This is a genomic window from Bacillus infantis (genome assembly GCF_050107595.1).
Lineage (GTDB): Bacteria > Bacillota > Bacilli > Bacillales > Cytobacillaceae > Bacillus_AB > Bacillus_AB infantis_C.
In genome coordinates this window covers 654,334-661,325 of the sequence record NZ_JBNILH010000001.1, presented here as the reverse complement: position 1 = coordinate 661,325, position 6,992 = coordinate 654,334, and the positions used below count along the sequence as shown (strand labels likewise).

Sequence of the window (6,992 nt, the reverse complement as noted above, 5' to 3'; positions counted from 1 at the left end):
CGGAGGCGACTGTTCAGGTGCGACAAGCATAAGACGAGCAGGACGGAAGGTTGTTCTTTAACCTTCTGGCCTGCTTGGCTTATGACTCGAGCACCTAGGAGCCGGAGCTGGACAATAGAAAAGCGGAAAAGCCTTAACCAATAAGGGAACGCAGACTAAAAACGCCACGTCCTGTGGCAATGCCTGCATGACCCGCATCCTTTGGGCTTTGTTCTACCTAGTCTTGAGAATTTCAGGATGGCTGAGGCCATTGTTTTTTTCTTTTGGCAGAATAGTGGTTCTAGCCCTGTTGGCTGGCACCACTATTTTCTTCTTTTGACAGAATAGTGGTGCCAGCTCTGTTGGCTGGCACCACTATTTTTTCTTTTGCCAGAATAGTGGTCCTAGCTTCGTTGGCTGGAACCACTATTTTCTCTTTTTGCCACAATAGTAGTCCTAGCTCCGTTCGCTGGAACCACTATCTTCTCTTTTTGCCATAATACTGGTCCTAGTTCCATTCGCTGGAACCACTATCTTCTCTTTTTGCCGCAATAGTGGTCCTAGCTCTGTTCGCTGGAGCCACTATTTTCTCTTTTTGCCGCAATACTGGTCCTAGTTCCATTCGCTGGAACCACTATCTTCTCTTTTTGCCGCAATAGTGGTCCTAACTCCGTTGGCTGAGACCATTGTTTTCTCTTTTGCCAGGATAGTAGTCGTCTATGTTTTACCTATGTGCAATGCAAAAAAGCTCCCGCCTCAATGAGCAGGAGCCACTTCTTATATACTTCTTTGACTAAAGGCCTTTGTGTCTATCCCCCGTTCAGACAGCCAATGATGGGTTTTGCCTGATAAGATAATTGGGGCTCTCCGAAGATCCTTTATCGATACAGCGCCGAGCGCAGCCATAATAAAGGCAAGCTCCTCATGGAGTGTATGTATTTCATTGATCAGCTGTTCAGGACCTTCGCTCACCAGAATCTTCAGAAAGTATCCGGCCATCGCAACAGCATCTGCACCGCAGGCTATGGCTTTTGCTGCATCAAAAGCTGTCTGGACGCCGCCGGAACCTATGATACTGACTCCAGCTCCTTCTGCATTTACTTCAAGGATAGAGGAGGCAGTGGGTATTCCCCAGCCATTAAAAAACGAAAGGAGCCTTTCTCTTCTTTCATTTTCAATCCTGGCAAAGTTAGTGCCGCCAAAGCCGCCGACATCAATCGCTGAAACACCGGCAGCTGCAAGCTTTGCAGCACTTTCCCTGCTGGTTCCGAATCCAACCTCTTTTACAATTACAGGCACATGGACGTTTTTACAAATAGACTCGATCCTTTTCAGGGCATCCCTGAAGTCCCGGTCTCCTTCTGGCATCGTCAGTTCCTGCACCACATTCAGATGTATCTGCAGGGCATCAGCTTCAATCATGTCGATGGCCCTGTTAGCCTGTTCGGCATCTGCTTCACTTCCGAGGTTGCCGATGACAATCCCTTTTGGATTTTCCCGACGCACAATCCTGTATGACTCTCGTTCAGCAGGATCCTTCAAAGCTGCCATTTGCGAGCCTACAGCCATAGCAAGGCCTGTTTCGGCCGCAGCCAAGGCAAGCTCCTGATTGATTTTAAGTGTTCTTTCACCGCCGCCGCCTGTCATCGCATTTATTAAAATTGGCGAACTTAAAGTAAGTCCGCCAATTTCAGTTTCTATTTTCACTTGATCCACAGCAGAATCAGGCAAGCTTTGGTGAATAAAATCAATATCGTCAAATCCGGCAATGCGCTTTTGTCCTGTTGAAAGGGCAAATTCTATGTGATCCCATTTCCGTTTTGATCTTGACAAATTATATCACCATTATTTTTTTAGATTCTTTAACTGATCGCCGATCATTTCGCCAAGCTGGAAGCCTTTTGTTTCTTCAGGCATCTCATAAGTCGTATCATACTCAGCTTCTTTTTCTTCGAGATCCTTGATGCTTAGAGACAGGCGCTGATCGTTTTCATTTACATCCAGGACCTTTACTTGTACCTGCTGGCCTTCTTCAAGGACCTCATGCGGAGTTCCGATATGCTTATGTGAAATCTGGGAGATGTGTACAAGACCCTCGACTCCAGGGAATACTTCAACAAATGCTCCATAAGATACAAGGCGCCTCACAACTCCGTCAAGAGTGCTGCCTTTCGGAGCCTTTTCTGCAATATCAGACCATGGCCCAGGCAATGTTTCCTTGATGGATAGGGAAATGCGCTCATTATCCCTGTCTACGCTCAGCACTTTCACCTGTACCTTTTGTCCTTCTTCCACTACATCGGAAGGCTTTTCTACATGCTCATATGATAGCTGGGAAATATGGACAAGTCCGTCAATTCCGCCGATATCGACAAACGCGCCGAAGTCAGTAATGCGCTGGACAGTACCGTCAAGAACCTGGCCTGCCTGCAGGTTAGCAAGGATATCCTGCTTCTGCCTGCCCTTTTCTTCCTCCACAACAGCTCTGTGTGAAAGGATCAGGCGGTTTTTCTCCTTATCCAGCTCCACAATTTTGAACGAAAGGGTCCTTCCCTTGTAATCAGAAAAGTCTTCGACAAAATGTGCTTCAACTAGCGAAGCAGGTACAAAGCCGCGAACGCCAAGGTCCACTACCAGGCCGCCTTTGACCACGTCTTTAATTTCAGCGTCAAAAACCTCGCCGCTGTTGAATTTCTCTTCAAGTGTGTCCCAGGCCTTTACTGCATCCACTTTACGCTTTGACAGGATGAGTGCCTCTTCTTCCACCTTGAGTACTTCCAGGTCAAGTTCATCTCCTTCAGCCACAGCATCCTCAGCTTTTTCGATGTGAAGGCTTGAGAGCTCGCTGATCGGGATAATCCCGTCAAGCTTGCTGTCCTGGATATCCACGACAACCTGCTTTTCTTCCACTTTGGTGACTTTCGCGGTTACGCGGTCGCCCACCTCAAAGTTTTTCACTTCAATTGAATTCATTTCTTCTGATTGATTCATCTCTTCTGACATATGTAATCCTCCTTAATCCAATGACTGCTTCCAATTTTTATAGTAGATGTGATATTTTCACAGCGGAAAACAAGGTCCCAAATTAAAGACATAGAATATTCTAAAAAGATGCCTTTCCTCTAACTTCTTACAAATAGCTTTATTTGTCAAGCAAGAAGACTTATCTGTGCTGCTCAATAAGCTGGCGGATTTCTTGCATTATCATCTCCGTCACTTCGTCAGCGGACGCCCTGTTTTTCCGTGCTTCTTCCATGTCCAGAGGCTTCCCGTACACTACCTTCAATCTTTTAAATGGCTTGTAAGGGCCAATGATTGCACAGGGTACTACATGGGCCGGTGCCCTTAAGGCGAAGAAGCCTGCCCCTGCAAGGCCTTTTCCCAATTCCCCTGTTTTACTTCTTGTACCCTCAGGAAAGAGCCCTAAAACATTTCCTTCCTTCAAAAGGGCGATCCCTTTCCTTAAAGCTTCCCTGTCGCTCATGCCCCTTTTTACCGGAAAGGCGTTTAGATTCCTGACTACCTTACCAAGTACCGGCAGGTTAAAAAGTTCTTCCTTGGCCATGAAATGAACCGGCCTTGGAGCAGTAATCCCCACAACGGGGGGATCAAGATTGTCGATATGGTTGCTGCACAGCAGCACGCCGCCTTCAGCGGGAAAGTTCTCTCTCCCGATCACCTCAAACCGGTATATCGGTTTGAGCGCACCGTAAACGGCTGACCTTACAAAAGAATAGAATGTCAAGTCAATCCGATCCTTTCTTCAGCAAGCAGCATGATTTTCTCGACCACTTCCGGAATAGCAAGCGAGGTAGTATCGATTACCACTGCATCATCAGCTTTTTTCAGCGGCGCTACTTCCCTTTCAGAATCCAGCTTGTCCCGGTAAGCAATATCGGTTTTCAGCTGTTCTAGGTCAGACGGGTAGCCTTTCTTAATATTCTCCTGATGCCTCCTCATAGCCCTCTCATCAACTGATGCAAGCAGGAATACCTTTACCTCTGCATGGGGAAGGACATGAGTCCCGATATCCCGGCCGTCCATTACTACACCGCCGCCCACCGAGAACTCTTTTTGCCTTCTGACCATCTCTTCACGGACCTTCCGGTGCTTCGCAACAATGGATACAGAATTGGTGACAGCTGCTGTCCTTATCACTTCTGTAACATTTTCACCGTCCACCAGGATAATTTGCCCCTGGTCACCTGGAAGCAAGTCGATCTGGATGCCTGTGAGGATATCCATCAGCTTATATTCATTTTCAAGGTCGGCGCCTGCTTCTATGGCTTTATATGTCAGTGCCCTGTACATAGCACCTGTGTCTATATAAATATATGATAGCTTTTCAGCTGCAATTTTTGCCACAGTGCTTTTACCTGCTGCTGCAGGGCCATCAATGGCAATTGAGATTTTTTTGATCATATTTCCTCCTGTTACGCTTCCAGTTGGGTTTCTCTAAAACTTACAAGAACCATTTTAACATATTATCCGCTTGTTTTTTATCAATATTTTGTCCCTTAACCAGCTGCTGAAGGGGTTTAAGCATACAAAAAAAGCAGGCCTCTTATGCCCGCTCATTTTCCGCTGAAAGTTTCCAGCAGCTCCTCAAAGCTATTCTTCGCCACACCTTCGTACTGGGCAAGCTGCTTCAGCTCAGGCATGATATCATATTTATGGAGCAGTACCTGGGCTGCGAGCAAAAAGAGCAGTTGAATAATGACTGCTTTCACGATCAGCCGTTCTAGCATCTTCATTTTCATCCCCGCCTGTTGACAATCTTATTATCATTATTGGCATCCAGGCAGGAATTATTCGTTAAGCCTCCAGTCCTTTTTTCTTAAGGGCAAGCTGCCTGTCAAAACAGAAGCGGAGAAGAATCTGTCTGTCGGATGGGCCCAGATCTGCAAATTCAATAGACGCCTTATTTTTCAGTTCATTGTGTTCTATGATTCTCACAATTTTTGCATCTGCTTTCAGATAATGATAGTCTCCATTCTGAAGGGCCAGCACCAGCAATACTTTAATAGATATGCCTGCATCAAGCGGGATGTCTTTATCCACCAGCAGACTTGCCCCGCCGGCACTGATGTCTTCCGTCACAGCCTTAAAGGGCGGGAATTCCCCTCCAATCGGCTGTACTGCTGCATCGATGGATGCTTCGATCCTCACGTACTGCCGCCTCTGGATTTTGATAAGCTGCTTTGAACCCGGAAAGGATAGTATCAATAACGGGATATTCTGCTTGACCCTCCCTTTTACTTCTGTAGTAAATAAGAATACGGACCCGTCATCTGAGACGAATGAGGCTTTAAGCTGTGTGCCGTCCAGCAGGAAGGCTGTTTTACCTGACTTTACATTGACCGGGTAATCAATGAACAGAGTATTTTCTTCCCTTTCAGCCAGCTTGCATCTATATGTTTCTTCTTTATGGCCATTCACTGTTTCAAGTGTTATTGAATCTCCAATATTTATCATGCTGACCCACTCTCTCTTGCTCTCTCTTAATAAAAACTTTCCCCATTCATAAAATCAAAAGGATAATCCTGTCATTTAATTATGACACGGGACCCACGGATGAATCAAGACATTATATAGTTCTAAATACCTGTTTTCTTATGCGGAAAAGCCCGGGATTTTCCCCGGGCCTGCAGCGCTTTATTATACAACATCTTCGTAAACTGGCTCTGCATTCTGCAGCTTATCCACTTTTTCTTCGATGCCTGAATCAGCATTGATATAAATGCGGTAAGTGTCGTCACCCATGGTACCCAGGAATTCATGGCATAATACTTCCTGATTAAGATCATTGACGATGACGGCAAGTCTCGATTCCTGGATCTTCAGATTAGGATTGATCTTGCCCCTGGCCGCTTCCTGGCTTAAATCTGCTTCAGGCAGTTCCCTTATGTGGTGGGACTTAAGATAATCTTCTGCTGAAAAGCCGATCATTTGCCCATTATCAAGGGCTACCTTTACTTTTATTGAATCAGGATAGACCCTGATATCATCCTGTTTGGATACAAAAGTAAATACTCCGACATTATCGTATTGTGTACTTTCAAACATGTCCAAATCCTTAAATCCATTGTCACTGAGGAATTTAATGGCTTTATTCCCGGCATCATTCAAACTGACAGCCTGATCGTTTACATCCCTGCTTAAAATATACCAGATCGGATATCCGCCTTTTTTTGTTATATCCATATTGGCTTCCCTGCCGCTCTTCGGGTCCTGGACAGAGACGCTGTAGAAGCCGAAGTCAGAGCCTTTTCCATTTTCGGTCACTTTTACAGCCGCCTTTTTCCCCATTCCCGCATATTTCACAGCAATAGAGCGGGCTTTATCTTTTGAAATAGCCTCTCCCTCTAAGTATTTATAATTAGAATCTTCTTTCTGCATATTGACCATGGCAGGGCCAAAATCAGTCTCGCCATAGCTTTCAACCGTCTTTTCCACTGTTTTGAACCCGTCAATGATTGTGTTGTCCATTGGCTGTTTATTGGAGGCCAGCGCCATTTCAACGTCCATCCACCTTAGATTATTCTTCAGGACCATATGCTGGACCTTGCGGAGCTCCTGCTGAATATCAGCTGATTCTTTATACAGCCCTTGAAGCGCCTTATACTCTTTATCTGACAAAGGTTCTTTGTCCAGATCCCTGACCGCTGTGCGGTAGCTGAAATCCCCAATCTTCGCCAGGAAATCTTCCGTCTTATTGAATGGCATAAGGGTAAGCGGCAGCTGACCAACATCACTATGGGCAGTGGATGTTATTTTCCAGACGTCAGCAAGCGCCGGTGAAAGGGATTCCCTGGAATTCATGGCTAATGTAGTGCCTATTTTGTCATGCAGCAGGTCGGTTTGGTATGTCAGGTCATGAAAGGCCCTTTGATAGCTGTTTTCTGCATTAATAAGTATCGCATTCTTTTCCCTGTGCTCCTGGTATCCCCAAAAGCCTGCACCAGCAGCTCCAAGGGCGAGTACCGCAATAAGTATCCCTCTAATCACTGTAA

General features: G+C 45.9%; 7 protein-coding genes. All 7 read right to left on the bottom strand.

The features are described 5' to 3' along the window. Nucleotides 1–756: 756 nt before the first annotated feature. The 7 genes from fni to ypeB all read right to left on the bottom strand — a co-directional run bounded on the left by fni (nt 757) and on the right by ypeB (nt 6,987). Nucleotides 757–1,812, bottom strand: coding sequence for a type 2 isopentenyl-diphosphate Delta-isomerase (gene fni / locus ACQCVH_RS03330; protein ID WP_426834423.1), 1,056 nt, complete (start codon nt 1,810–1,812; stop codon nt 757–759). 12 nt (nt 1,813–1,824) lie between these two features. Continuing rightward, on the bottom strand, nt 1,825–2,982 hold the full coding sequence (gene rpsA / locus ACQCVH_RS03325; protein ID WP_426834422.1) for a 30S ribosomal protein S1: 1,158 nt from the start codon (nt 2,980–2,982) through the stop codon (nt 1,825–1,827). Between the two features lie 160 nt (nt 2,983–3,142). Continuing rightward, nucleotides 3,143–3,724 (bottom strand): lysophospholipid acyltransferase family protein, encoded by a 582-nt coding sequence (locus tag ACQCVH_RS03320; RefSeq protein ID WP_426834421.1) that lies wholly within the window; start codon nt 3,722–3,724, stop codon nt 3,143–3,145. After that, complete coding sequence (gene cmk, locus ACQCVH_RS03315) at nt 3,721–4,401, bottom strand: (d)CMP kinase (RefSeq protein ID WP_426834420.1); 681 nt, start codon at nt 4,399–4,401, stop codon at nt 3,721–3,723. The genes ACQCVH_RS03320 and cmk overlap by 4 nt, the downstream gene beginning before the upstream one ends. A 152-nt stretch (nt 4,402–4,553) precedes the next feature. Beyond that, nucleotides 4,554–4,733 (bottom strand): YpfB family protein, encoded by a 180-nt coding sequence (locus tag ACQCVH_RS03310; protein ID WP_224900858.1) that lies wholly within the window; start codon nt 4,731–4,733, stop codon nt 4,554–4,556. Nucleotides 4,734–4,794: 61 nt separating this feature from the next. Then, a complete protein-coding gene (locus ACQCVH_RS03305; protein WP_426834419.1) occupies nt 4,795–5,454 on the bottom strand; it encodes a flagellar brake protein in 660 nt (219 codons plus the stop codon). A gap of 183 nt (nt 5,455–5,637) precedes the next feature. Further along, nucleotides 5,638–6,987 (bottom strand): germination protein YpeB, encoded by a 1,350-nt coding sequence (gene ypeB / locus ACQCVH_RS03300; RefSeq protein WP_426834418.1) that lies wholly within the window; start codon nt 6,985–6,987, stop codon nt 5,638–5,640. Between the last annotated feature and the right edge of the window lie 5 nt (nt 6,988–6,992).

Coding starts and splice junctions, on each gene's coding strand:
- rpsA (WP_426834422.1), bottom strand. CDS start 2,982: ATGTCAGAAGAGATGAATCAATCAGAAGAAATGAATTCAATTGAAGTG.
- ACQCVH_RS03310 (WP_224900858.1), bottom strand. CDS start 4,733: ATGAAGATGCTAGAACGGCTGATCGTGAAAGCAGTCATTATTCAACTG.
- ACQCVH_RS03305 (WP_426834419.1), bottom strand. CDS start 5,454: ATGATAAATATTGGAGATTCAATAACACTTGAAACAGTGAATGGCCAT.
- cmk (WP_426834420.1), bottom strand. CDS start 4,401: ATGATCAAAAAAATCTCAATTGCCATTGATGGCCCTGCAGCAGCAGGT.